The sequence below is a fragment of the Amycolatopsis sp. lyj-112 genome, assembly GCF_046549055.1.
Lineage (GTDB): Bacteria > Actinomycetota > Actinomycetes > Mycobacteriales > Pseudonocardiaceae > Amycolatopsis.
This window is the reverse complement of record NZ_JAJPWS010000017.1, coordinates 145,160-169,750: the sequence shown is the minus strand read 5'-3', so window position 1 is coordinate 169,750 and position 24,591 is coordinate 145,160. Positions and strand designations below refer to the sequence as shown.

The following is a 24,591-nucleotide window of genomic DNA, read 5'->3' as shown; positions in this document are numbered from 1 at the left end:
CGGGCGCTGGCTGGCGCTGTGCGGGTCGCGGTCGCGGGCGCTGGCTGGCGCTGTGCGGGTCGCGGTCGCGGGCGCTGGCTGGCGCTGTGCGGGTCGCGGTCGCGGGCGCTGGCTGGCGCTGTGCGGGCCTTCTCTTCCTCTGCGTCTTACCTGCTCAAGGGCCCGACCGGCCCCGGGTAGCAAGGTCGACGCCGAAGGTAACGGCGAGATAACGGAACGCGCCTGAAGCTTGAAAGTGTATAGGCAGTGTGTCAACCTAGACATGTAACCGATACAGGCCGGAGTGGATGAGGCAGAGAAGGGCGTGAGGACCGGGACACGGCGTCCCGCGAGCGATCTCCTTCCCTTCTTTTCCTCAAAGGTTTGGTCGTTACGAACCATAAGACCCGCACAGCGCGGGCAGCGGCTTGGGCCGCGCGGACAGCAGCGAAACCGTGCAGGGTAGTAGTGGGGAACGACGCGTAGCCAAACGCGCATTTCGGTTTGAGATGCGTAGTAACTGCGCTTGCAGCTCCGTTATGTGAATCCTTGCTATAGAGCGGAGTAGCGCGCATAAAAGGCACGTCTGTCAGAGGTGTGTCCCCAAGACAACTAAATGGTGGTCTAGCACCGACAAACGTCACAACGTGTGGGCGTCCGGATTGTGTAAAGCGGTTGCCGACATTGAACGACTCTCTCAAGCGCGTCGCGCTTTTGTCGTTCATAGCACGCTATGTCTTACGGGCATGGTTCCCTGCGTTGTGTACTAGACATAACGGCTTCCCCTTGGGGAGGTTCAGGGAATGCGCGACCGGCCGACCGGGTGCTATCGCTTGCGATTCCGCATTGCGCGGACATAGAAGATGATCCCATTTGCATGACTTGCACCCGACGGTGTTCATATTTCGGCCCGTACCAGTTCGCAACTGGCCTGAACCGCCAAACAGTATGAGACCACAACAAGATTGGAGAATCTGCCATGACTCGTAAGGACTTCAAAGAGATTGCGGATTCCGTACGTCGGGAAGTTTTCGCCGACGACGAACGAAAAGCGCTCGCCGACGCCTTGTGCACGTACTTCAAATCGGTCAACCCCCGATTCAGTCGCGACCGTTTCTTTGCTGCATGTGGCCTGTGATACGTACTCATCCGCACCCGCTGGGAGTGTCCATCATGAACAATGTTGAAATTTCCCTGTCCGAAGACGCGCACCTGTACTTCAGGCAGAATTTCCGCTACGGGACATGGGACGGTGAAGACTGTGCCCGAGATAATGACTGGTCCGGTTTCGGATTCGCGCTCGGAACGGGCGGTGATCCGCTGCCGATTCCTGGCGACTACCTCACCGGGCACCAGTGCGCCCATTTGGCGGACGTGTCCAATGGGCATGCGGCAATGCGGCTTATGGAGGAGGCTGCACCAGGTAAAGCGGCAGAGTGGAACGGTCTTCTTGCTTACGACTACGGGGATTCCGTCGCCCGTGAGGCTGCTACCCGTATCGGCGCCTCTCTCACGGGATACCCACTGCTCGACGACGAAGACCTGTCCGAACGGGAATCGGAGAACGCCGCGCGCGTTCTGGTCGATTCCTACGATGTTCCGAAAGACATCGCGGCCGACGTCGTGTCCGCGCTGGGCGATGACGGACAGGGCTTGTGCACCGACTGTCACGGTTGGGATATCGACCACATCATGTCCAATCTGGGCTATCGGGAATGCGCTGGATGCGACAAGTGGCTCGCGACAACGGTTGATGAGCCGCTGCATTACGACTGTGCCGAATACTACGCAGAAGACGACTGCGAATGCATTTCCGCCATGGTCGACGGATACCGGCACGGTAACCACGCCGTGACCATGTCCGACGTCCGCGAAACCCTGCGTGGCTGCGAACACTGCTACCCCATTATCTACCCCTACGGCAAGAATGTGGCTTAGGGAACAAGTCAACCGCGCAACAAAGATCGAGCGACACGCGCCCGTGAATACCAACAATCAACCTGCCGGAACGAGCGGGACCGACAAGATGTGATCTTTAGCGACTATGCAGACAGACGCGGAGTCCGGCGCGCTTATCAAGCGCTGTCCATCCCTGGCGCCGACCATGAACTTTATGGTGAGCCTGGTCGTTCGCTGCCTCGCCGAATCAAGTCCCGTGATCGCGAACAGTCCGGCGACGTGTTCGTATTCGCCTACGCCGCCGAACGCGGACACGTGCGGGTCGTTCTTCGATGGCGCGGATTATGGTGAGGGTGGCGTTCTGTTTGGTCGAACTGGACGAAATCGAGGTATGGCACCGGAATTTCATCGATGTCGAACGGTGGCTTACGCAACGCGCCGTACTGAACCAAGCGCAAGAAATTATGAAGTCTCACTACGGCGACTAGGCGCACCGTGTTGTGTCGTTTCAGTGCCGCGCGCGTTGGCGTGCGGCCGCCGCGACCGCATAACGGGTTTCCCGTATCACCTCCGATAACGAAAGTGGGTTCGTCATGTCCAAAGAAACCAGCGAATGGCTCAACAACAATGTGCTGATCGGGTTCACCGACAAGCGCGGGCGCGCGTGGCACTACCGGGCATCTGCACAGGGCAGCGAGCCGAACCACTACATCGGCGCTATCCCGGTAGTCGACGTTCAGCGCCGCCTGTTCCACTGGACCGCCGAGCCGGAACCGGTGCTCGTTGCAGGCAAGTTCGGACTGCGCCGAGTGCCGAACAAGCAGGCCATTACCGCATCAGATACCGGGGACGTCCTCGGTATCTTCGCCGACGGGTACGCCGTGCACCAGTACCAGGAATGGCTACTGGACAAGGTCGGCACGATCCTGGACGACGGTCTGTCGATCGGTTCCGCGGGCTTGCTGCGCGACCGCCGACAGGCCTGGGTGAGCGTGGAAGTGCCCGAGAACATCACCACCCCGGAAGGGGTGGAGTTTCGGCCGAACCTGGTCGCCTGCACTAGTCACGACGGCAGCCTGGCCACCACGTACAAGCGGACTGTCACTAACGTGGTGTGCGACAACACGATGGCGGCCGGTCTGCGCGAGTACGGCCAGCAGTTCAAGGTCAAGCACTCCAAGAACGGCAAATTCCGCATCGTGGAGGCCCGCGACGCGCTCGCGATGGTCCACACCGTGGCCGAGGAGTTCGCCGCCGAGGTCAAGGCGCTGTGCGAAACAACCGTGACCGACCAGGCATGGCGCGCCTTCCTGGACGCACACACTCCGGTGCCTGAGGAGAAGGGACGCGCCCGCACCACCGCGACGAACGAGCGGGCCGCGCTGACCCGGTTGTGGAACAGCGACAACCGGGTCAGCCCTTGGCGCGGTACCGCGTGGGGAGTGGTGCAGGCCATCAACACCTACACCCATCACGAAGCGATCGTGCGCAACGCCTCCCGCGCCGAACGCAACATGTCCCGCGCGGTGGACGGCAAGGCCGACGCGCTCGACCAGGAAACCGTAAAGACGCTCGGCAAGGTGCTGGCTTCGGTCTGAAAAGGACCGTCGCCGCTTCGGTGCCCGCGCGGCCAGCCGCCGCGCGGGTGCCGTGGCCGCGACCAGGGCCACACTCCGCGCCTGAACCGACTACGGCGCAACCAAATCCGACACAGAAAGAAAGGAAACAGCCATGGACATAGGGGAATTCGCGGCAGCGATGGCGGAAGCGCTCGACGGAACGTGGACAATCGAATCGGGCTACCACGGCCAACGAGACCGCTACCTCATCGGCCCAGACAGCGAACAAGTTCACGTGTGCTACTCCGATTGGGAGAAGACACCGCGACTCAGGCTGTCCGCCAGCCTCCCGGCCGAGCTGTCCACTATTCGGCACCGGCGCGGGAACCCGGTGCCATCACACGAAATAACGGTCTCGCCGACCAAGACACCGGAAAAGGTCGCGTCCGAGGCCACCCGGCGGCTGCTTCCCGCCTACCGGGTCACCCTCGCAGAATCCCGTGAGCTGAAACAGCGGCTCGACAACCAATCAGCCGCGCGGGACCGGCTCGCGTACGCCATCGCGGGCCCGCTCGGCGCGACCGTTCAGCATCCCCGGCCCGCCGCGACCGGCTGCGACCCGCAGGAAGCGGTCGTGCGCTACGCGGGCCCGCTGGCCGGCACCGCGACAGTGGCGCGCAACGCCGGACGCGTGGCGTTCACCTTCTCCGTCGCCTCGGATCACGCCGCCCAGGTCGCCGCGTTCCTGGCCACCTTTCCGGCGGCCGAACCGGCCACTGTTCCCGCCCCAGACAGGACGGCGAAGTCATGAGTAAAGGAGATTTCAGCGACGAGTGCGGCACCGAGGGGTGCGACAAACCTCGGCATGGGCGTTTCTATTGCCGTGTCACGACCCAGCATCTAACGGTGCAGCTCTTGCCTGGACGGCATCAACGCGCTGGCGCCGCTGTGGATACCCGGCCTGACCGACCGGGACGCCTACGAAGGCCGCAATCGCGCGATCGGTGAGATGGACGCGGAAACCTTGCACAACGAGGCAGCGCCGATCCTCGCGGCGTCTCACCGCCTCGGGATCGGCACCGTCCGCCGCATCACCGAGGGCGACCGCGAAGCGCTACACCGCTCGCGATTTCACCGGCGGCAACATCCGGCCCGACCTACTGGCCGCCGAGGTACCCACCTACGGCACCCCGCACGAGGCCGCGCGCGCATACGCCACGTGGGCCGCTCGCATGGGATGGGACCAGGACCACTGACCCCGCCCGGAGTCACGCGGTTGTACCGAAACGGCCCGCACCACAAGCGAAACGGAGTCAAGGAGGCACATCGCTATGTCCCTGGGAACCCTGACGATCCACCACGAATACGAGTCCGGCACCACCGTCGAGGGCACCACCCGCAACAGTCCCGCGCACCTGGCACTGAAAGCTCACCCGTCGTGGACTTGGTCCCGCTACGCCACGGCGTGGCTGCTGCGTTCTTCCCGGCACCGCCAGTCCAAGCCGTATGCCATCGACGATGTCGAGCGTGTTCTCAAACGGGTGGGCTACACCGTCGAGCGCGACATCGACGACAACATGCCCAGCGTCGAGCAGCAGGAAGCCGATCGCGCCGAGCGGATGGACGGCCGGGCCGACCGGCTCACCGAACGCGCCGGAAAGCAGCAAGCCAAGGCCGACGCCACGCGCGCCAAAGCCGACGCCGTGTTCGACAACATCCCAATGGGCCAGCCCATGCTGGTCGACCACTACAGCTACAGGGCCGACCGCAACCGGCGCGAACGGGCCTGGAACAACCTCGGCAAGTCCATCGAGCAAGGCGCCCACGCTGACGAGTTGACTTGCCGGGCCGAGACCGCGTCGCACCACATGGGCGCCCGGAACAACACGGTCACCATCGGGAACCGGATCGAGAAGCTGGAGGCCGACCGGCGGCGGCTCCAGCGCGAGCTCGACGGCGAGCCGGGCTGGCTCACAGAGTCAGACCAGTACGGCCAGGACCGGAACCGGTGGGGCATCCGATACCCCACCGAGGAGCGCGCGGATTACCTGCGGCGCGAGATCGCCACCCTCACCGAGCAGATCGACTATTGGAAAGGCGTCTACGTCCAGCTCCAGGCCGCGGGCAAGGCATCCAGGCTGGGCCCGGACACGGTCGCCAAAGGCGACTGGGTGCTCTGCAGCGGCATGTGGATGCGCGTACGGCGGGTCAACAAGAAGTCGGTGACCGTGCCGAACCCGGTGTTCCCGACCCCGCGGCCCGGAGAGAAAGAGGTCACCTGGACCGTCGCCTGGCACAAGCTACGCGGCCACCGGACCACTGAGCAGATGCCGTCGGAGGTCGTCGAGGCGTACGAGGCGCCGGGTAGCGACCGGATCAGCCGAGCCCCGCGCCTCAACGACGCGCAGTGATGACCTGCCGGTAGTGGGCAGGACTTCGGCTCGAAGCATCCACCTGCAACGAAACCGACGGCGGCAGCTCGTTCTGCGTCCTTCCTCTACTGCCTCAGGGTGTGCAACTGGCAAACCGAATTTGGCAACGGAAGTGCGCTGCACTCTGCCGCCGCCGTGCGACCCAGCAGATCAGCGGCGCTGCACACCCCTCTAATGCCGCCACCACGCCCGCATGACGTTCGACCTTTAGGCCTGGACCACCCAGGCGATCACATCCGCCCGATAACCCGGCAACAGAAGAAAGGATCTGACATGTCCACGCCACCGATTCCCACCGCGACCGACGGCGAGGTGTACGTCGCGTTGTACGTGCCCGAGGCACCAGCCTTCCCCGCAGTGATCGATGACAAGCGATGGAACACCTTCGCAGTGCCCAGGTTCTGCCGGGAGACGGCCAACGCCGTCGTGTCCTGGCTCAATACGATGCACGAGCAAGACCCCGACGAGTGGCCAGGCACAGCCAGGTTCGACAATGACATACTGACAGTGCTGGACTCAGACGGGCACGACCCGGTTCAGGTTGAACCCGATGATCACGGCCGATACACAATGGGCGTCCCTGGCTGGAGCTGGGTTCTCGGCACTCCGCCCGCTGACGAGCGCGCGGAAGCCGCGCTTCTAGCCGATACCGCGCGGCTCGCCGCCGAAGACGACGAAATCCTGGTCACGGTCAACGTCGACGGCACAGACCCCGTGTTCCCAGCGCTCGCCTCGGCCACCCACGGATGGAGCAGGGCCGGATGCCCGCGCTTCCGCCGCCCCGTGGCCGAGATGGTGGTCGCCTGGATCAGCGACACCGCCCGGAAACATTCCGCAGGCACCGACCGCGCCTACTGGGACGGTGACACGATCGTTGTGCTCGATTTCCAGCAGGTCGCCGAGGACGGGTACCTGCCTGCCCGGATCACGGCCGACGACGATGGCCGCTACTCGATTGGCGCCACCTGGGAGTGGGAGCGTGCCGACTGAACCACGGTCGGTATTCGACCAAACGCCGGTCATACCCGGCTTTCGAAACAAGGGAGGGCCGTCACCGACGGCCCTCCCTTGTTTCGAAAGCCCTCCTGAAGCGCGGCAATGTCCGGGTGAAGCGACTGAATAGCAGCAGAAGCGGAGAAAGCTATGCAAGACAACCTATATCGCGTTCGTGCCCTACGTGACGTTGTCGTCGAGGAGCTCGACCCGGCGGCGTTCGCAGGTGACGGCGCGCCGCGAGACACCGCCGACCCGAACGACATCATCCACGACAACACCCGCAAGGCCGGATTCGCAGCAGCGGCTCTCAACGCCTACGCCAGCCAGATCGGCGATACCTACGAGAATTTCCAAGCCCTCATCAGCGACTTCCTCGCAGATCTGCACCACCTCGCTGACACTCTCGACGTCGACCTCAAGGCAGCAAGTCAAGGCGGCCGCGAGAACTGCCTGGCCGAGATCAGCGTTTCTCGATAGTCGCCAACTCTGTCGAAAGACATGACACCACAACGCAAGAAGGGAACAATCGTCATGCCCGAAATCAAGATCACAAAACTGACAAAAGATAACGTTCGCGCGCTCAAGGAAATGATGAGCAACGAGCAGGCGGCACAGGTGCGAATGACTGCGACAACTGCCGTCTTCGAGATGAGCGCCAAGGACGCCGCAGTCATGGTCTCCTACTTGCAAAGCCAGGCGGCTCACGATCACGGCGCGACGGGGCACCCGTACAAGTCGCTCACGGCCGTGCGGCGGAAGTTGGAAGCACTCGAAGCCTCCGAGGCGTCGGCAGCACCGTCCGTGCCTTCCTTGCTGCCCTCGCAGAAGGCGCCGAAGGCGCTGGCCGACCTACTCCGCCTGGACGGCAACTAGCGGTAGCTCGAACTGATCTCGAGTGGACCGATAAGCCCCGGCCCTGCTGGGCTCAGGGGCCACTGCGCACGGGATTGGCCATCGCGATCACCCGCGTCGACAAAGCCGCCGTCACACGGCGTTCGGAGACCTGCGGGGCCGTTCGAGGTGGGTCCGACAGAGGGTGGTGTGTCGTGACCAGAGATCCCTGGTCACGACACGCCGTGTACCGCGACCAGGTTGTCTCGCTAGGGTGTCTAGGGTGACACCGCTGCAGGCGGAAGCTCAGCAAGGCCGGAAGATCGGCTGACCCGACGCGAGAGGGGCTGCAAATGGACAAAGAGGAGCACATCGCGCAACTGCGCGCCCGCCGGCGCCGGGTCGAACTGATCGAGACTGCCTTAGAGAGCGTCCGAGACGTGGAAAGTTCGCTACAGGAAATGAAAGAGTTCCTGACTAAGCAGCTGAAGGTCGAACGCACTGAACGACTCTCCGACATCCAGGAAGCGGATAAGGCTGGTGTGCCGAAGACGAAGATCTCTCGCGAGGTCGGCCTCAGCCGCGCGAACCTCTACAACCACCTCAAAGGCGCCTCGGTCGACGGGTAGGCCCATCCGTCCCGGCCGAGGGCGCGATGTTCCTGGTGCCCCTGGGGGTACGGGTCATCGTCCGATCTCGCCGTGCTGTTGGATGCGATACTGGATGGATGATGTTTGACCCGTCGTGGCTGAGGCCGACGACGTCTTGGAACGCGAAGTTGGCGAGGGCGTCGGAGCACGTCGAGTCGCTGCGCGCGCTGGTGCGTCAGTATCGGGAGTCTGGGCCGTATGAGGTGCGGCCGGAGGCGACGGACACCCCGGGAAGACTGGCGTACCGGCTGAGTGTTTGGCGTCCGCAGCCGATCTCGATTAGCACGACGGTTGGTGACATCGTGCATAATCTTCGTGGCGCTTTGGAGAGTCTGGCGTTCGAGTTGGCGCTGCGTAGCCAAGGTGGGACTTTGACTGACAGTCAGGGGCAGGCCTCAACTTTTCCGATATGTGAGACCCCTGAAAAGTTTGACTCGTTCTTCACTGGCAAGCGCGCTGACCTGTTCGACGGTTCGGCGCGTGCGGTGCTTCGAGACGCGCAGCCGTTCAAACGGCATGAGGAAGCAGTTGCGGTTGGAGCCGTCGAAGCGATCGAGATCTTGGGTGCAAAGGCTGGCGGGTTCAAGGAAGATTTCACGCAAAGCCTTCTTCATCGGCTTAATGCGCTGTGGAATATCGACAAGCATCGTCGGCTTGTCCCGACGGAGTGGCTGCCGCGAGACTATTGGTGGTCCAGCAACGGTCCTACGAACAGGCGAATGGAGCATGGTGACCGAGATATTCGTGATGGGGCAGTCTTGTTCTACATGGTCGGCTCCGATGAAGGAATGGAGAACAAGGTTTACCATCAATTCAACCTTGTCCTGAAGGACGATCCTGCGTTTAATGCCTCGCAAGATTGGTCGGTGGATGTGGTGGCACTAATGGAGCAGTTTCTTAGCCACGTTGAAATGATCATCAGAAAAACCGCTTACCTGTTCGGCAACGGATAGCTGTCTAAGACTGTCTGGGCTGTAGGGACGCACAGTGCTGCCGAACAAGTGGTTGCAACACCTCGGCAGACTCGTCCGCGCCGGCGGCGATTTCTCCTTCTCTGGTGGCGCCGAATCCGGCGAAGTTGGCGACCTGGGCTCAACGGATGATTTAATCTCTCTTCTGATCGAATAATTGACAGAATTAATAAATCGAGACGTGAATGTGGTCGTAGTGGCAGCCAGTGAGGTTGTTTGGGTTGGGGCAGCCGTAAGCGCTGGATTGATAGGCGCCCCAGGTTGGGTTGTCAGCTGACCAGTACTTGCCCTGCCAGATGAGGTAGCGGATGCCCAGATTCGCTTGGTGGAAGATGAGCCAGTTTGTGACTTGCCATCCTTCGGCTACCGATGGCTGGCTGTGGGGATTGAACATGATGTCGCAGGCGCGGCCTTGTGGATGGTCGGAGTTCGGGTTGGCTGGTCGGTGAGCGAAGCAGCCGAGGCCGTTCCCGGTCATTCCGTTGGCTCGAAGGGTTTTCGCGAGGGTCAGGGTGCGTGGAGTGATTCGCCCACCGCTTGTGGGATCGGGCACGGTGGCCTGCTCGGATGGCCAGTCGGTCCGTAGCTGGCCCGGCGTACCGGTGGCGCATGTGGCACCCTGTGCGGCGGCCACGATCTGCCGGGCCGCATCTTCGAACTGGGTGTATCGGTCTGGAAATCCTGAGCGCTGAACTGTTTGAGCGGCTTCGGCGACGGGAATGCTTTGCCAGTTCTGCAGGGCGAGGAGGTGCCGGTAGAACTGTTCGCTGCTGTAGCTGGGATCCATGATCTGGTCCGGGGTTCCCCAACCCATGGATGGGCGTTGTTGGAATAGGCCGAGACTGTCGCGGTCGCCGTAGTCGAGGTTCTGCAGGCGGGACTCGGTGAGCGCGGTGGTGACGGCGACGACCCAGCCGTGTTCGGGAACGTGCATACGTTTACCGACGGCTACGATCGTTGCCGCATGCGCCATCTCCTGTGGCCCGTACCCCGCAGCTTCGGTGGTGGAGCCTGCTGGGGCACAGTTCAGGCCACTGCCTGTGGAGCCGAACACGGCCTGTACGACAGCGATTGCTCCGCCGCCGATCAGAAGAATGAGCACCAGGACCAGCGCCACACCAGTCCCGACGATCTTGCCCATGTCTGCTTCACCTCCACTGGCTGCTCGGGTCGGGTGGGGGCATCGGCGGGGGTGGTGTCAGTTCTGGTCGGAGGCTCGGGGGCGCGCTACTCGGCGTGAGCGCTGTGGAGGCTGTCGGTGCGCGGAGACTGGGCCAGAGCGTAGGCAAGTCGGCTAGTGCGGCTCGACCGGTGCTGTCGAGGTCGTCGACTCGTCGCCAGCGGGGTGCGGCCATGTCGAGTGGGTCAGCGGCAGCATCGCCGCTGCTGGTCGCCACCGGCACTCGTGCGGGCCGATCGAGGGCGCGCAGCGCCTCGGTCAGAGCCTTGCGCGCGTTGGCCTCACGCGCTGCGCTGGGCATCCACACCAGCACCGGCGTGGTGATGCCTGTGGTGTCGGCCAGGCGCTCGTATCGGGCGAGCTTGCCCGCCAGCCGGGATAGCTGCTCGGTGCCGAAGTCGAACTCGACGAACCACTCGACGTCCCGACCGTTCTCCTGCCAGCGGCCGTAGCCGTCTGGGGTGACAATGTCACCCCAGTGCCGGCCGCACCGGGCGGCCGACCACCATGCGGCGAGCATGCCAGCGGCATCGGGTTGACGTGCTCGGCGGATCAGTGCGGTGAACAGGCCGTTGCAGCCCACGGTGTGCGCCAGCTGCAGGGAGAAGGCGCGCCCGATCTCGCGTTCACGGCTGTAGCCGAGTTCCTTGGGGTCGATTCCGTTCTCGCGGGCGAGGGCGACTGCCCCGGCGGTGTCGAGGACGTAGTACATCGGGTGCGATCCGCGGTCGCGGTGCGGCTGGAAGCGGTGTACGACGCCCCATTGGTAGAGGTTGCGCAGGCGCAGGTTCGCGGCGCGGCGTCCGGTGAAGGCGATGTCGATGATCTGGGTGCTGGTGAGAACGTGGTGTTCGAACAGCATCCGGCACAGCCACCGGTCGCGGCCGGTGAGATGCCGGGCCAGCCAGGCGTGATGCTCGGCGGAGTTGAGCACCCGCGCAACAGGTCGTTCCGGCCGGTGCGAACGCAATTGTCGCTGCGGAGTGGGATTGCTGACCATGGTGATCTGCACCTCCAATAATGAGTGAACCGTTTGCGGGAAGCAGGCGATGGCAAGGTCTGGCAATTTTCGGAACGTCTGCTTTGTGGTTTCTGTTGGTGACGATGTCATTCGCCTTGACAGGGTGAGGCTGTGACGTGAGATAATTTGGGCATGTCGAGCCCTGAACCGGATCTGCAGCAGCGCATCATTGATAGGTTAGGACGAGGCGAGAAAGAGCTAGCCGATCATGAGCAACTTCTCGACCCGTTTCAATACGTCGCGTCGGCAAATTATGTTGTTCCAATGCTGTTGGACTTGGCTATCAAGCGCGGAGATGAGATCGTTGACCACGTTCCCCGATATAATTCCCTTGATCACGCTGTAAATTGGCAGGTGCTCGCGGCATCTATTGGTCGATTCGATGATTTCGTCGCTCCCTACTTTGATCGTGCAATACTGTCAGATCCGTTCGCGGAGGAGCTCCTCGCTTATGAGAGGCGAAAGTATGAGCGTCGACACGCAATTGCATCCTTCCGGCAAGGTCTGTGGAGACTTGTCTCTGGCGACGATGGGTTGCGGGTGGTGCTGGCAAAACCTGTGCGTCGTTCAGCTCTGCATTTGGTCAGCGAACTCGCTAGTCGTGCTCAATATGCAGCGGAAGTGATTGAGCGGTTCGATCAAAAGTCTGGAGAATTAGATCTTGGTGCGTTGGCACTCAAAGTGGGTTTGCGTGAGCTGGACGTGTTCTCGCAGAGTGCGCCCGATAGCTGGGAAGCGTTCTGTGTGGGAGTTGGATTTCCAATGGGTATGGTTCCGCAATTTCGCTCGTGGGTGATCGATCTGTGGAAGACGCATCCTCGGCGATGGTTCTCGCCAGATGAGCTGTGGGCTGACTGGTGTTCATTTGCAACTGAGAAAGAATTTGAAGTTCGAGAACCTGGACAGTTTGACGCCTTGCTGAGCCTGCACACCGTCACGCCGCAAGAGGCGGTTACTTGGGGGGTTCAAGCTCCGTTTCTTCGATGCGGGGAGTTTCTTGCATCATGGCCCTTCGCGTTCCATGTTCTTTACCCGGATCTTGGCTTCATCAGCTTGCTGGTTCGACGCCACGAACGACTATGGAGTACCACGGTTGGTAGTTCTCTAGCTCTGGCGGCCGACTGGCTCGGAGCGCAACTTCCGCAGCATTCGCGTTTGGCATGGGCTGCGCGTCGTGCTCGCCGTGGCGTCGGTGACGCCGACCTGGTGCTGTGGGATCGACAAACGGATGACGTTGTCGTTGTGGAGCTGAAGACAACTTATGACAAGTTTCGCAGCCATGCGCAGTTGCAGAACTTTGTAGACCAACGAGTCAATTTCCCAAAGGCGATTAAGCAAGCTAATCGCACCGCTGCAGCGATCAGGGACGGCTCGTGGCCCTTGCGAGACATTTTTGGCAAGGCGGCGCCCGCGCTTCCGCGATCTGTCACCCCATGCGTCCTGACTTGGTGGGATACGTACAACCCAACGCTCGGCAGCGAGGATGAGATCGTAAGCTGCAATTTTGCCACCTTTATATATGTGATCAGTCTGGCGCAGGGGGACGTCTCGGCAAGCATTACAACCCTGCGTGAGTTGGCAAGAATCTACTGTCCCGGCGTCCTTAAACGTGTTCACGTAACTCTGGATGGAAGTGAGTTGTCAATCCGACGCGAGGTACAGGGAGCTGATCTACCACCGCAGGCAACATGGCCACCGACGAGCCAATTGACGGACGAGTTGCTCCGGGCGTGGCGGCCGTGGCCGCCCGACTGGCACGAGGAAGACCGCGATGGGTCTCGCCCGCGCCTCTTCGTCTACAACGATAAAGAGGATGATCATGAGGTGTCCACGAGGCCCGCAGCGCGCGAGCAACCATGATCCACGTGTCAGGGAATACTGCATGATACGAATAGCGCACGTTCACCAGTACTCGCAGGACGCAAGAGAACACCCTGCGGGTAAACGGAAAAGCTGAGTGGGGTCAGGCCGCGCGGCGCGGATCGAACGCCGCCGGCTCGACGTTCTCGGCGGGCTCGGGCGTGTTTGGAGGCTCGGTGTTCACGAGCGCGAGGCGACGGATCTCCTTGGCGCGTCCGGGAATCGCGGGCGGAAGCTTCTTGGTGACCGCGGTGAACGGGGGAGCTTCCTCACTGTCGAGCACCAGCCGCGCGGCGATGTGGAATCGCCCGAGATTGGCGAGATCGTGCTCGGAGAGCCGGGGCGCGGTGTGCCGAGCCAAGTGGCGAGCGTCCTCGGGCGACGCCGAGAAAATGATCTTCGAGCGGGCGTTGGTGCTGATGCCTTCCTCCAGTTCGCGCGGCAGCTGCCGCAGGTACTGATGCGCGAGCGTCATCGACATCCGGTAACCCCGGGCTTCGGCGAGCATGTCCTCCATCGGATACGCCAGATTGAGAAAGTTGTGGCACTCGTCGATGTAGAGCGAGGCATCGTGCCGGTCGCGCTGCGGAATCCGGGCACGACGGGTCGCGGCTTGCCATGTTCGAGCCACGACGATCGAGCCGATCAGCCGCGCGGTGTCCATCCCGAGCGCGTCCTTGCCCAGGCGCACCAGGCAGATTCCGCCGTCGAGTACCTCATCCATGTCCACCGTGGACTCGCCGCCGGCGAGGGAGGCCCGCACGAACGGGCGCAGCAGCAGGCCGCGGAGCTTGTTCATCAGCGGCGCGACGACCTGTGCGCGGCTGGCGTCGGACAAATCGTCGTACCAGTGCCAGAAGCCGATCAGGACATCGTCGGAGATCTGTTCGAGCGCACGCTGCCGGAAGGCGGGCACCGTCAACAGTTTCGGCAGGTCCGTCAGCGTGGGCGTGCCGGGCAGCTCGCGCAGGGTCAGCAGCCCCGAGCGCAGGATGTCCTCGGTGCGCGGGCCCCAGCTGGAGGCGTAGACGTGGGAGAAGATGGAGACCAGGTTGTCCACCGTGCGGGCGGTGTCGTCGCCTTCGAGCGGGTTGAGCACCGGTGGGCGGGATCGGCTGTCGGCGTCGAAAAGCACGACGTTCTTCCCGAGCCGCGAGGGCAGCCGCATGAGGGTGTCGGCGACCAGATCGCCCTTGGGATCGATGACGACCAGCCCGCGGCCGGCGTCGGCGTCGTCGAGGATCATTCGCGCCATCAGCTCGGACTTGCCTGAACCGGTCGCACCCAGGATGTGCAGATGATGGCGCGCGTCGGCAACGCGCAGCCCCACCTGCCGGGAGTGACCGGAGTCGGTGATCCCGATCGGTTTCACTCCGGCGCCCTCGGTGGCAATCCCCGGTGGCGGCGGCACCGCCTTTGCTCCGGCGCGCTGCAAACCGGGCACGGCCTCGTCAGTTGGAACGTGCGCGAGCGCGGCCAGCTCGGCGATCGAGAGCAGATCACCGGCCGCCAGACGCCGTTCGGCCACGGATCGGACCGGGTGCGTGAGCCGGACGCGACGGTAGTAGTTGTGTTCGCTGTAAGCCGCGAACGCGCTGGCGATGGCATGCCCGCGCCCGCGCAAGTGTTCACGCACCGGAACCCGCTGCGCACCGGTCGCGTTCTCGTCGACCAAGGTGGCCACGGCATACCGGATGCGGGTCTCGTACTGGGAGCTGCGCTGCTTGGCCACGATGACCCGGTCCTGCGCGGAGTTCTCCAGCGAGGTCTGGTGATCGAAGACCGGCTGCTTCGCGGTTGTGCTGGGCTTGCGCGATCCGGTGTGCGGGGTGATCAGGTCCAGGAGGCGCCCGGCCATCCGGACCGAGCTGCCCGCGCGGACCCGGCGGGCGGCTCGGCGGGCTTTGCGGACACGAGCGCCGGTCACCGGTCGCGCGAGGATCTGCACCACGGCACGTTCGTGGGTGGCCATGCCGACCGGGGCGCCCAGCAAGGCGCGGACCGGGTCGGCGGGGAAGTCCGATCGGATGGGCAGCGCCTCACTGCGGGCCAGGCGCAGTTCGCCGCCCACGGCCTCGACCGCTTTGCCCGGCGGATTGGACAAGGGGATTGGCGGCTTTGCCGGTCTGGTCCGGGTGTGCGCGCCGGGCCAGGCAGCCTCGATGGCGCGCTCGGCCATGCCGGGCGGCACGACGCCCGGCAGCCACAGTCGCAGGGCGACCCCGGCATGGGAAAACACGTACTCCCACACAATGTGTGGCTGACCATGTATCCGGCGCCTCCAACCGGGCCGGAGTAGACCGACCAAATTGGAGTACAGGGCCGCCGCACCGTCCGGATCGACCGTGGGCGGGGCGAGCACCGTGACCACCCTGGCGTCGGCAGCCATCCGGTTATGGCACCGGCGCGTCCACCACCGACGGCCGATCATGACCCCAGCCACCGCAAGCGCAACGGCTGGCCCGACGAGTGGCCCCCAGGCTAATGCGAATTCCCGCAGCGCCGCGACGATAGCGCGCACTGCGGCACCGGGATCGCGGAGGTAGTCCTGCAACGGTGACGCAAGCATCCTCGTCGAAGCGACAACAGACTGAGCGGATGACATCAGAGATCCCCTCTCGCAAGGAAAGTCGAAGGACGCGCGGATTCAGGCCGCGTTTCGCTCGGTGTCGTTCGCGCTAGGTTGGCCCTCCGGCATTGGAGTAGGAGCGGACGGGTCGTTAGGCACGAGTCGCAGATGACGGCGCCGCTTGTGTGTCCGTTCGGCGTCGATCTCGGCCTGCCACTCCGACAGCCGCCGTCCGCCCATGCGCTTCAGGAACTGCGGGATGCGGTTCGCGGACACCCCGACCAATCGCGGGCCGAGTACGGCGAGCAGGTCCGAGGCTTCCTGCGACGACCACCCGGCCTCAGTGATGGCTTCCTCATCGGGAAACACGTCGGCGACCCGGTCGCGGTCGGGGTCGATGAAGGAGTCTTCGCGACCGCCGTAGCTGTATACCCACATGAAGTTCTCGGGTGGGTCAGGTTCGATCAGCCTTTTGAACCGGCGAACTTCCTTGGTATAACAGTAAAAAGTCACCTTTGGGCACGTCTGCATCACGCGACACCACGCCAAAGTGTAGGCATCGCTGAAAAAATCCCCAGCGTCATGCACCCTAACAAATTTCCCGATGAGACGCGGCGCCATCAGTTCGCGGATCATTGCATCTGTCCAGCCGGGTAGATCGTCCAGGACATACGTGAGATTGGCGATATGCTTGGCTTTCACTGCAGGGAAGAGGTAGGTCCCGTTGCGCGCGTAGTAGATCCGAGTGCATGCGCTCGCCGCTGGGCAGGTCACCTGCGTCCGTCCGTCAGGCAACCGGGCGGCCAGCGCAGGCAGAGTCCAGTTCCAGACACCGATTGCCCGCATCTCCCGGTTCTGCGTCAGCAACCGGTTCGGCCGCGCCGGAATCGCGGTCGTGTGGACGGAAGAAGACATACGACACCTCGCAAGGGAATGTCAGTCGAGTACAAGAAACGACTAGAAACGGTTGTGGTTGAGGAGATCCACAGCGGCAGACGGGTTACGCAGTGCTGTCGAGGTCGACGTGGCCGTCGGCGTCCGCAAATCCACGAGCGATGAGCTGCCCGTTGCCACCACCGCACGCCCGCCTGCCGTACAAACCTCTGGGGGACAACAACCATGGTGCTCAGGTGCCTGCCCATCGACGAACAGATCGAGTCGGCTGCCCATGAGATCGCGATCAGGCATATCGTTCCGGTCATGAACACGGACGGCTGGTTGGCCGACACCCGGACCTCGTACGACACGGTCGCAGTTAGCTATGCCAACCAAGTCCGTGGTGCCCTCGCTGGTCACCAGTACCTTCGCGCGGCTCTGGCGGTGTTCGCCGACTGTGTGAGGGCCGGTGGAGGCGGGCCAGTAGCGGACGTCGGCTGCGGCCCCGGAGAAGTCACCGCCTACCTGCACGAGCTCGATGTCGACGCCTTCGGCATCGACCTTTCCCCAGGGATGATCGACGTGGCCCGGCACGAGCACCCCGGTCTGCGGTTCGAGGTGGGCTCGATGACAGACTTGGACCTCCCGGCAGCTTCGGCGGCTGGCCTGCTTGCCTGGCAGTCGTTGATCCACATCCCCGACGGCGATGTGCCGACAGTCTTCGCGCACTTCCACCGAGCGTTGCGTCCGGGCGGACCACTGCAACTCCTGTTTCACGTAGGCGACGGGTCGCAGTTGAAGACCGAGGGTTACGGCGGCCATCCGATGAAGCTCCATGTCCACCGCCGTCGGCCGGAAAGGGTCGCATCCTGGCTGCGTGAGGCCGGATTCGAGGTCGAGGCCCAGTGGCTGCTCGACCCGGACGAGCAATTTCCGCAAGCGATCTTTTTCGCACGTAGCCGTTCCTAACGACTGTATCCATCGCGTTATGGATCGGGCGATACTCGCGCCGGTTGGCAGTACAGGTGGTGCGCTGCCCCAACTACATGCAGTTCCTGAACCCCGGGACCGCGATACCCTCATTACAGCACCACCCACCCTGAGTTCGTGCCGGAATCCTGAAGAGTTGCGAGGAACTTCGGGTCGGTCGTGATGAGCGAGTTTTCCTCTGGAGATGCCAGCGATTGGAAGGCGACCCGTTGTGTCCCGGTGCTCAAGAGACCTTGTCCCTTGTCTGCGGAAATCAGGAACTGTTTCTCGCCTTCGGACAGGTTGAAGGTCGCCACGATCTCGTCGATCGCTTGCGTTGCTTGGCGTAGGAGAATCTGGGTAGCGGCGTTGGCGATGATCGCCTTACCGAGTTCCGTCCCGAGGACGTCGCCGACATCTTGGGTCGCGATCGTCAAGCCCGTCCAGTGTTTCCGGGCGGCTTTGGCCATGCGGTGCAGGAACCGCGCCCCGGCAGGGTCTTGCATGAGCAGCCACGCCTCGTCGACCGTGATCAGCCTCGGGCGCCGGATGGCCGGGTTGGACACCCGCCGCCACACCGTGTCCAGCGTGAGCAGAGTTCCGATCGGCCGGAGTTCGTCGGGCAGGTCACGCAGGCTGAACACGGTCAGGTGGCCCTCGGCCCTGGTTGTGGTCGGTCCGGAGAACATGGTGGAGAACGCACCCTCGACGAACGGGTGCAGCCGGGCGCCCAGGTCCGCCGCGACCGGGTCGGTGGTGCCGGTGAGGATCGTGGCGAGGTCGGCCAGCAGCGGCGCCTGCCGACTCCACGTCCGTGGGTCGCTGGTGATGCCCGCCTGCTGATAGGTGGTCATGATCGCCCGGTCGAGCACGGCTCGTTGCTGTGCGGACAGTTCGGTGCCGAGCATCACTCCGATGACGGTGTGCAGGAACAGTGCCCGGCGTGTCAATGCGTCCTTGGGGGCGGTTCGGCGTCCGTCCGGACGGACCGCGATTGGCAGGTCGAACGGGTTGATGCGGACGCCTGGGCCGCCGAGGTGGATGTAGGTGCCGCCGATGGCCTCGCACAGCCGCCGGTACTCGTCTTCCGGATCGATGATCGATACCTCGACCCCGCGGTACAGACTGCGCAGTGTTTCCAGCTTCACCAGGTAGGACTTGCCCGCGCCAGATCGCCCGAGAACTACCGCGTTGTAGTTGTCCGCGGAAAAGCGGTCCCAATGCACCAAACCCTGCGATCCGACGTTGAACCCGTACAGCACGCCGGCCGGTGCGGCGACGCTGGTCGGGTCGGCGGGCGGAAGGTCCGGGGAGGTGAAGGGAAACGCGGCGGCCAGAGCGCTGGTGTCGAAGGTTCGGCGCATGCCGATCAGGTCCAGTGCCAGCGGCAGGGTGGACACCCAGCCCTGCAACGACCGGTAGGTGGTCGGCTGAGCGTTCATCAGCAGCGACGCCGCGAGCGCCCGTACCGCGGCGACCTGCTCGCCGAGATCGTCCTCACTAGTGGCGTGCACAGTCAGGTACAGGCCAAGCCGGTACAACTTGCCTTCGCCGCGGGCGACGCGGGCCGCCAGGTCGTAAGCGTCCTCGGTGGCGGCTTCGACCATCGGGTCCAGCAACCGCCCCTTCTCGCTGGTGTGCTGGCGGCCTGACTCCAGCTTGGAAAGCTGACGCTTCAGCCGGTTGGCGGCAGTGACGGGATCGATCGGTTCAATGTGTAGCGACACATCGACACGGCCGGGATGGGACAGCAGCGGCTGCAACCATCCTGCATGCACTTCGCGGGGATACCCGGTGATCGCGAAGGACGCGACCCACTCGTTGCCGATCTCCAGGTGTCGACGCCCTTCGGTGAGCGAGTCCGGAGTGAACGCACTGGCCCTGCCCAACGGTGCGTTCGCGTGCTGCGTCCCGCGGCCTCGAGTGCGGCCGAATTTCCTGCTCATAGGTCACCGCCCTCCCATTCATCAAGAGCTGTCGTCTCTGGCGTCGCGCTGCTGCGCGCGCGTTGACTGGCCGTGCTCCGGTGCCGGACTGGCGGCTCGTCGTCGTGGTCCGAGGCGGCGGTGGTGATCACCTCGTCTGCGCCAGCCAGCCCTGCCGAGGGCGGGATCAGGCTGTCGGGGTTGCACGCGGTGGCCAGCACGGCGGTGGCTTGTCCCGCGTCCAGCGGCGTGACTGTGATCCCGGCCGGGGCAAGCAATTCGGTCGCCTCGGCCAGGCGCCGTACGAGCCGGGTTTCCGCGGAGCGCCGCGCGGCCTCGGTGACGTCCCCGGCTCGGCCGCGGGCGTGCCGAGCGCGCAGCGCGGCAAGCGGGGACGTTCCGCCGAGCCCGTCTGTCGGCCCGGTCGCGCGGACTGGCTCGCGGAGTACCAGCAGCACTTGGCGGCGCAGCAGGTCAGTGGAGCGGCGCAACTGGTCGAGATAGGTCGCGTGTTCCAGTGCCGCCGCTTCGAGCATGGGGTGCGGCAGGCCGGGTGCGGCCTCGCGCAGGTCGTTGATCTGACGGCTCAGGTCCAGCCGCTCGGCCCGGATGAGCACCTGCACCGGTGCGGAGATCGAGTGCAGATACCGGCCGAAGGACGCGACCAGCGACTCCTGCTCGCCCGGGGTGCGGAGCGCGAAATTCACCGTGCTTGCCACCGCGACCATGGCGACGCCGTCCATGCCGAGGTCGACGACACCGGCCTCGGTGACCCCTTCCGCGGGCAGCCGCAGCGCCGCCGGAGATACGTCCGACTCGCCCGCGGCACCGGTGGCATTGGTCGTGGTGATGCGGCTGGTCAGCCACTCCGGCGCGGCCTGTATGCCTTCGGGTGCGGCGACCCGGTGGCGGGGTTGCAGCCGCTGGCGGATGGCCGCGAGCAGGAGCCGGTCCAGGCTCACGCCGTCGCGCTGGCCCAACGCCAGCACCGCCGCGGTGACTCCGATCGGGATCGCGACGATCAGGAAGATCGGTAGAGGTACTGCGTTGCGGGCTAGGGTCCAGACGCCGTAGAGCACGATCCCGGTCACCGCGAGGATCGCCAGCTGCCGGGCGGTGAGATTGGCCAGGACGCGATCCTCGCGATCGACGTCAGCCGGTATGCGTACGGTCATGACTTCTCACCTCCACGGGGCGGGGACTTCGGCGGCGCCTCTGGAGGGCTTGGCGCCCGGAACGCGATAAGTGGTACGGACGGCGTGCGCGGGCGGGCGTCCCCGATGCGCGGCTCCGGGCGTGCGATCCGAAACACCGGTGCTGCGGGTGGAGCGATCGCTGGCGTGACCGGCCGGGACCCATGCCCGGGTTCCGGTGTCGGTGGCTGGAACCGCAAGTGCGGTGGAACCGCCGCTACTGCGACCGGCGGAGCCGGGGGCGCTGCGCCGCCGGTGCGCTGCGCCGCGCCGGGACCTTGGAACCGGGGAACCGCTGCGGCCTGCCTGCGACGCCGCGCGGCGGGTGGCGGGACCGGAATAGCGGGCTTAGAAGGGGAACTGAATTCAGGCATGGCGGGTCCCTTGGTGGCTGGGGTGACGGCCGGGTCGTGGGTTGTCTCCTGCGGACCGGCTTGCAGAAACTCCGGTCGCTGCGAGGGCTGGCGCGCCTGCCGGGCCGCGCGGGCGCGGTCGGCGTCGTAGGCCGCCTGCAGCCGCCGGTTGACTGCCTGCGGTGTCGGTGCGATCCGCGGCTGGGGCGGCCAAGGCGGATCGGCAGCAGCACCGTCACGGCCCCCGCCGCCTTTGCCGCCCTTCCCTGCACCAGCGCTGGCGCCGGCTTTGCCGAACCCGCCGGTCTTTCCAGCGACCATCCCGAACGTTTTCGCCGCGATATACGCCTTCGCCAGCCCGCCGAGGAAGGAACGGCCGGTGCCGAGTTTGGTGGCGGAGAGGAACCAGAACGGGATCTTGAACAGGACGTAGAGGAGCCCGAGGACGGCGAAGAGCATCATCAGCCCACCGCCGATGGAGGTGAACAGGCGCACGCTGCCGTTGAGGAAGGTGTTGACCGCGACGATCAGCGTGAGCGACTGGGCGACCTGAATGCCGAGCGTGGCGGCGAGAGCACGCCAGCCCCAGCGGGCGATGCCGTCGGTGTGGGGAAGGGCGTGGCAGGCGACCCACAACGGAGCCGAGACGATCAGGATCAGCGTGAGGATCACCCGCACCACGTAGACCAGAAGCAGCGCGATCACCGCGACGACCAGGACGACCTGCAGCAAGATCACGAATAGCCCGCCGGACGCCATCGCCGAGTAGGCGCCGCTGATCGACTTGGTTAGCCTGTCGCCGAGCTGAGGCGGATCGACCCCATCGGTGAGAACCGCAGCAGACAGTGCGTTGGCGAGCCGGATCGCCTTGTCGATGAGGAACAGCGACAGCATCGAGGCGAAGAAGGAGACGATGAGCCGGGGCGCGATCTCCTTGATCGAGTAGCGGCTCTGGATCGACTCGTGCGACATCACGATGATCCCGCCGATCATGATCAGCCCGCTGTAGCAGGCCAGGACGATCAGCCAGGAGTTGTTCCACAGGTCCGCCACCCCGGGCAGCGAATCCAGCGTCGGCGTCGTGAACGCGGTGTCGCCCAGCAGTTTCAGAAGCGGGTCGAGTGCGGACTTGACCAGCTCACGGAACACCGCGTTGATGGCCTTGTTGATGCAGCCTTCGATGCTGGTGATCCCGCAGTCCGGGTCGTCACCGTCAACTCCAGGGCCGGGCTGCTCTGGAGCTGTGGCAGGCGGGGGAGTACCGGGTTGCGGGATGCAGCCTTCTCCGGTGCATGGCGTGCTGGTGTTCGTTTGCGGTGCAGTGCTCGGACCGCTGGGTGTGCAGCCGATCTGGCCGGGGAAACAACTGGTCGGTGGCGGTAGTTCGGTGATGGGCGGCAATGGGGTCGTCGGCGCCGGCGGATGCGGCGACCCGGTCGGGAAGTGACATGTCGGGTCCGGTGAATCCGGTGCGCATGTGTTTCCCGGCGGGTTGGTCGGCAGGGGTAACGGCAGCGGTGGTTGCTGCGCGACGGGGACGGCGGCTTGCTGCGCGTCGTGTGGCGTGAGCTTCTCGGGTGAGGCCCACGCACTGACCGTCAGCAGGCAACCGAGCACCACGGCCACGCCGAGAGACAGCAGCTGCGACAACCGGGTCTCGGCCATGACCTCAGGCCCCGACAATCCCGCGCAGGATTTCCACGGCGAGCGGCGCCAGTGCCGCCAATCCGTAGCCCCATGCTGCGTTTCTGAAGCACCCCTTCGCCTTCTCGGTTTCGCCGGGGTTGCCTCCGGCCAGGAGATACCGGACCCCGCCGACGGTCAGGAACACCGTCGCCAGGCCGGCCAGGATCCCGACCAGCCAGTTGCGGATGTTGGTGAAGACCTGGTCGACACTGGTCGCGAGCGCGAGAACCTGCGTTGATGCCTGCGCCGCATCCGCGGTGAGCGCGCTGAGCACGACCGCGCTGAGGACCACTGCGGCGACAGACTGGAACACCGACGGCGTCTGTGAGGTCCGATGATGTGGCCGTGCGCCACCCGCTGTTGCCGTCGGCCGCGAGTGGCTGGCGACGCTCGCTCGGGGCCGCGTTTGTCCGGGTGCGTTCGCCGCGGATGAGCGCGACGGCGCGGTGGTGTGCTGGGACTGGGGATGGGGTGTTACGCGCATCGGCGCACCTCCGAAGTCGGCTCGTGCTCGGCGGTAGGCGGAGAGCTGGGTGGGGTTTCCCCGCGCCCCAAGAGGCCGGATTTCGGGTCGTTTTTGGACACCAAGCGTGAAGATTTCTTTGAACCGGCCGGTCGTCCGTTGCGATGGCGGCCGCTTACCGCGCGTGACACGACACCATCGGTGTCGGCGTGCGGGTCGTCTTTCTCGACGGCGAGCATGTACAGAACTGCCTCGGCGACGGGGTCCTCGGGGTCCACCTCGTCGGGGTTGTCGGCCAGCCACGACACAAGTCGGTGTTCGGCTCGCTGGCGGACCTTGTAGGTCGCCCAGAACTCGCTCTGGTGCTCCGCGCCCCAGGCGGTCAGAGACACCTCGCCCAGCCGGGTCGCCGAGATCAGATCCGCCTCGGTCGGTGTCAGGACTCCCTCGCCGACCGCGCGAGCGAGCACCAAATCGGGGTGCCCGTACGGCGGACGGGGAGCGACAGAGTGAAAGTCCGTGTCCACGGGCCGCGGCGCATCGAGGGACTCCTCCAACGCCGCCTGCCCGGCGCGACGTGCGGCGAAGTGCAGCCGGACGACGATGCCGGGATCGGTCAGGTCCACAGTGGCCAACGCATGAACGAACCCGGTAAGTACGGCCGCGTGAGCATCGGCCCGATCGCCCCGATACCGCGCGCCCAGCCACCGCGCGCTGGCGGCCAGCGAGGGCAGCGCCATGCCCACACAGGCGACCGTCCAAGCACCTCCGTGAGCACGCGAGCGCAGCACCAGATGCGCCCACACGTCGTCGCGTGTGCGCGGCGGGCACTGCTTGCTCATCACCCGGTCCCGCAGCTCGTCCAGCGGCACCGGCCGCCGCGGCAACCCGGCGAACCGTGCCCCGTGCACGGCCATCGGCTTCGGCCCGGTTACCAGCCAGCCAAAGGCATCGCGCGCCGTGTCCAAGGGCAGCCATTCGTGCCCTTCGTGGTCGTGGCGAATTGCGCCGGACACGCTCTCGTCGTCAGTCATTTCTTTGCTCCTGTTCGAGTCGCTTGCATCGACCACGTCAGGACGCCAGAACGGCAACAAGAAAAAGACAAGAAAGAACAAGGATGATCCTTTTAGTGACGCCATTCCGCTACTAAAACCGAGCCTCTGTAAGGATTCAGAATGG

The 24,591-nt window shown here is 64.5% G+C and carries 21 protein-coding genes; 12 read left to right on the top strand and 9 right to left on the bottom strand.

Features of this window, described 5'->3' with window-relative positions; translation table 11 throughout:
* Positions 1-1,152: 1,152 nt before the first annotated feature.
* The 10 genes from ACLJRL_RS36535 to ACLJRL_RS36490 all read left to right on the top strand — a co-directional run bounded on the left by ACLJRL_RS36535 (position 1,153) and on the right by ACLJRL_RS36490 (position 9,474).
* Entirely contained in the window at positions 1,153-1,917 is a 765-nt protein-coding gene (locus tag ACLJRL_RS36535; protein ID WP_410660942.1) for a hypothetical protein, read from the top strand.
* 554 nt (positions 1,918-2,471) lie between these two features.
* Positions 2,472-3,476, top strand: a complete 1,005-nt coding sequence (locus ACLJRL_RS36530; protein WP_410660941.1) for a DUF932 domain-containing protein — start codon at positions 2,472-2,474, stop codon at positions 3,474-3,476.
* Positions 3,477-3,609: 133 nt separating this feature from the next.
* Positions 3,610-4,248, top strand: a complete 639-nt coding sequence (locus ACLJRL_RS36525) for a hypothetical protein (RefSeq protein WP_410660940.1) — start codon at positions 3,610-3,612, stop codon at positions 4,246-4,248.
* A gap of 520 nt (positions 4,249-4,768) precedes the next feature.
* Positions 4,769-5,848 (top strand): DUF3560 domain-containing protein, encoded by a 1,080-nt coding sequence (locus tag ACLJRL_RS36520; protein ID WP_410660939.1) that lies wholly within the window; start codon positions 4,769-4,771, stop codon positions 5,846-5,848.
* A gap of 294 nt (positions 5,849-6,142) precedes the next feature.
* A complete protein-coding gene (locus tag ACLJRL_RS36515) occupies positions 6,143-6,859 on the top strand; it encodes a hypothetical protein (RefSeq protein ID WP_410660938.1) in 717 nt (238 codons plus the stop codon).
* Positions 6,860-7,012: 153 nt separating this feature from the next.
* On the top strand, positions 7,013-7,342 hold the full coding sequence (locus ACLJRL_RS36510; RefSeq protein WP_410660937.1) for a hypothetical protein: 330 nt from the start codon (positions 7,013-7,015) through the stop codon (positions 7,340-7,342).
* A 54-nt stretch (positions 7,343-7,396) separates the two neighbouring features.
* Positions 7,397-7,738 carry a hypothetical protein gene (locus ACLJRL_RS36505; protein ID WP_410660936.1) on the top strand — a complete coding sequence of 114 codons (342 nt, stop codon included), beginning with the start codon at positions 7,397-7,399 and terminating at the stop codon, positions 7,736-7,738.
* A gap of 311 nt (positions 7,739-8,049) precedes the next feature.
* Positions 8,050-8,325, top strand: a complete 276-nt coding sequence (locus ACLJRL_RS36500; RefSeq protein ID WP_410660935.1) for a hypothetical protein — start codon at positions 8,050-8,052, stop codon at positions 8,323-8,325.
* A gap of 98 nt (positions 8,326-8,423) precedes the next feature.
* Positions 8,424-9,299 carry a hypothetical protein gene (locus ACLJRL_RS36495; RefSeq protein WP_410660934.1) on the top strand — a complete coding sequence of 292 codons (876 nt, stop codon included), beginning with the start codon at positions 8,424-8,426 and terminating at the stop codon, positions 9,297-9,299.
* A 34-nt stretch (positions 9,300-9,333) separates the two neighbouring features.
* Entirely contained in the window at positions 9,334-9,474 is a 141-nt protein-coding gene (locus tag ACLJRL_RS36490) for a hypothetical protein (protein ID WP_410660933.1), read from the top strand.
* Positions 9,475-9,483: 9 nt separating this feature from the next.
* Here the strand turns inward: ACLJRL_RS36490 and ACLJRL_RS36485 are convergent, their stop codons facing one another.
* Both ACLJRL_RS36485 and ACLJRL_RS36480 read right to left on the bottom strand, forming a co-directional pair.
* Positions 9,484-10,458 (bottom strand): hypothetical protein, encoded by a 975-nt coding sequence (locus ACLJRL_RS36485; protein WP_410660932.1) that lies wholly within the window; start codon positions 10,456-10,458, stop codon positions 9,484-9,486.
* A gap of 7 nt (positions 10,459-10,465) precedes the next feature.
* On the bottom strand, positions 10,466-11,497 hold the full coding sequence (locus tag ACLJRL_RS36480; protein ID WP_410660931.1) for a replication-relaxation family protein: 1,032 nt from the start codon (positions 11,495-11,497) through the stop codon (positions 10,466-10,468).
* Positions 11,498-11,650: 153 nt separating this feature from the next.
* Between ACLJRL_RS36480 and ACLJRL_RS36475 the strand changes: the two genes are divergently transcribed.
* On the top strand, positions 11,651-13,378 hold the full coding sequence (locus ACLJRL_RS36475; RefSeq protein WP_410660930.1) for a hypothetical protein: 1,728 nt from the start codon (positions 11,651-11,653) through the stop codon (positions 13,376-13,378).
* A 103-nt stretch (positions 13,379-13,481) separates the two neighbouring features.
* Here the strand turns inward: ACLJRL_RS36475 and ACLJRL_RS36470 are convergent, their stop codons facing one another.
* Both ACLJRL_RS36470 and ACLJRL_RS36465 read right to left on the bottom strand, forming a co-directional pair.
* A complete protein-coding gene (locus ACLJRL_RS36470) occupies positions 13,482-15,983 on the bottom strand; it encodes a type IV secretory system conjugative DNA transfer family protein (protein ID WP_410660929.1) in 2,502 nt (833 codons plus the stop codon).
* A 42-nt stretch (positions 15,984-16,025) separates the two neighbouring features.
* Positions 16,026-16,862 carry a GP88 family protein gene (locus tag ACLJRL_RS36465; RefSeq protein ID WP_410660928.1) on the bottom strand — a complete coding sequence of 279 codons (837 nt, stop codon included), beginning with the start codon at positions 16,860-16,862 and terminating at the stop codon, positions 16,026-16,028.
* Between the two features lie 285 nt (positions 16,863-17,147).
* Between ACLJRL_RS36465 and ACLJRL_RS36460 the strand changes: the two genes are divergently transcribed.
* Entirely contained in the window at positions 17,148-17,792 is a 645-nt protein-coding gene (locus ACLJRL_RS36460; protein WP_410660954.1) for a class I SAM-dependent methyltransferase, read from the top strand.
* A gap of 113 nt (positions 17,793-17,905) precedes the next feature.
* Here ACLJRL_RS36460 and ACLJRL_RS36455 read toward each other — a convergent pair whose 3' ends face one another.
* The 5 genes from ACLJRL_RS36455 to ACLJRL_RS36435 form a co-directional block, all read right to left on the bottom strand.
* A complete protein-coding gene (locus ACLJRL_RS36455; protein ID WP_410660927.1) occupies positions 17,906-19,738 on the bottom strand; it encodes a VirB4 family type IV secretion system protein in 1,833 nt (610 codons plus the stop codon).
* The gene (locus ACLJRL_RS36450) at positions 19,735-20,892 is read right to left on the bottom strand and encodes a PrgI family protein (RefSeq protein WP_410660926.1); all 1,158 of its coding nucleotides are present in this window, start codon (positions 20,890-20,892) and stop codon (positions 19,735-19,737) included. Before ACLJRL_RS36450 ends, ACLJRL_RS36455 begins: the two co-directional genes overlap by 4 nt.
* Positions 20,889-22,928 (bottom strand): hypothetical protein, encoded by a 2,040-nt coding sequence (locus ACLJRL_RS36445; RefSeq protein WP_410660925.1) that lies wholly within the window; start codon positions 22,926-22,928, stop codon positions 20,889-20,891. Before ACLJRL_RS36445 ends, ACLJRL_RS36450 begins: the two co-directional genes overlap by 4 nt.
* A gap of 4 nt (positions 22,929-22,932) precedes the next feature.
* On the bottom strand, positions 22,933-23,262 hold the full coding sequence (locus ACLJRL_RS36440) for a pilin (protein ID WP_410660924.1): 330 nt from the start codon (positions 23,260-23,262) through the stop codon (positions 22,933-22,935).
* A 161-nt stretch (positions 23,263-23,423) separates the two neighbouring features.
* Positions 23,424-24,446 (bottom strand): hypothetical protein, encoded by a 1,023-nt coding sequence (locus ACLJRL_RS36435; RefSeq protein ID WP_410660923.1) that lies wholly within the window; start codon positions 24,444-24,446, stop codon positions 23,424-23,426.
* Positions 24,447-24,591 lie beyond the last annotated feature (145 nt).